Source organism: Desulfofustis glycolicus DSM 9705, assembly GCF_900130015.1.
Classification (GTDB): Bacteria; Desulfobacterota; Desulfobulbia; order Desulfobulbales; family Desulfocapsaceae; genus Desulfofustis; species Desulfofustis glycolicus.
The window spans coordinates 1-1,504 of record NZ_FQXS01000092.1 but is presented as its reverse complement, the minus strand read 5'-3'; the positions used below and the strand labels follow the sequence as shown (position 1 = coordinate 1,504).

Below are 1,504 nucleotides of genomic sequence, written 5' to 3'. Positions count from 1 at the left end.
GTTAGTGTACCTTTTTTTCTGTAAATTCGGATAAGGCTTGGCAAGAGCAGGCCATCGTATATCCTTTCGCTTTCATTTTTCGCGGAAACAAAAAGAAAGGAGAATACGATGACCTGCAGTCTTGAATGTACCCAATTTGACCTGGCAATGGAACTTTTGATTGAAAATGGCTTCGACGGCATTGCCGAGACTGTCGGTATGCTCATGAACACGGCGATGAAGCTGGAGAGATCCCGGCATCTCAACGCCGGCCTCTATGAGAGAAAAGCTGACAGGATTGGTTATGCCAACGGCTACAAAGCCAAAACGATGCGGACCCGATTCGGTGAAGTTGATCTTGCCATTCCGCAGACTAGGGGGACCGAGTTCTACCCTCAGAGCCTTGAGCGCGGCCTTCGATCAGAAAGAGCCTTGAAACTGGCCTTGGCTGAGATGTACGTCCAAGGCGTATCAACCCGGAAAGTAGCCAAGATAACCGAAGAGCTCTGTGGTTTTGAAATCTCATCTGCAGAAGTCAGCAGGGCAAGCCAGGCCTTGGATGAGCAATTGCAGGCTTGGCGCACCCGGCCATTGGGTGCCTTTCCCTATGTCTATCTTGATGCCAGATATGAAAAGGTCCGCACAGGAGGCGTGGTTGTCTCCAGCGCTGTTCTGATAGCAATAGGGGTAAGTGAGACGGGTCGCCGCGAAGTGCTGGGCACCTCCGTCAAGCTATCCGAGAACGAGGTGCATTGGCGAGACTTTCTGAGCAGCTTGAAAGATCGTGGCCTCTATGGTGTCCGGCTCTTTATCTCCGATGCTCATGAGGGCCTGAAAGCAGCTCGTGATGCTGTTTTTCCAACGGTTCCCTGGCAACGCTGCCAGTTTCATCTACAACAGAACGCTCAAAAGTATGTGCCCAGACAAGCCATGAAAAAAACGGTGGCGGAGAGACTGCGAAGTGTCTTTACCGCTCCTACCGAGACAGAGGCCCTCCGGTTGCTGGGCCTCTTCCTGGACGATTATCGTGAGAAAGCCCCGGATCTTGTCTTGTGGGCGGAAACGGCAGTGCCGGAAGGCCTTGCGGTGATGAAAATGCCGGAGCCGCACCGCCGGCGCCTTCGCACGGTCAATATGCTTGAAAGGCTGAATAAAGAGATAAAAAGAAGAACCCGTGTTGCTACCATTTTCCCTAACACCGAATCGTGTTTACGACTGGTGACGGCTGTGGCCATGGAGATCTCTGACGAGTGGGAAGCTGGGAAAGCATATTTAACCTTTGAATAATTGCTGGAACTTGGTGCTGGCTCTGCTCCACAGCCTTTTTGTTGGAGCCCCGTCGGAGACGCCTCTCCGTCATCGCCATCTTCAGGTCCAGCGCTGAAGGTTGAGGTTGTCAAGGCTGCGAGGAACGAGCACCCGAAGGGCTTGGCCTGGACGATCTCAGCTGTCCGCGCTACTCAGGAGTGCATGTGTTGAAAGAATTGAAAGGATAGTGAATTTACAGAAAGGATGTTGCTTTATC

At 52.2% G+C, this 1,504-nt stretch carries 1 protein-coding gene; it reads left to right on the top strand.

Annotation, left to right across the window (positions count from 1 at the left end):
* Positions 1 to 108 precede the first annotated feature (108 nt).
* Positions 109 to 1,266, top strand: coding sequence for an IS256 family transposase (locus BUC26_RS22535; RefSeq protein ID WP_073379682.1), 1,158 nt, complete (start codon positions 109 to 111; stop codon positions 1,264 to 1,266).
* Positions 1,267 to 1,504: the final 238 nt, after the last annotated feature.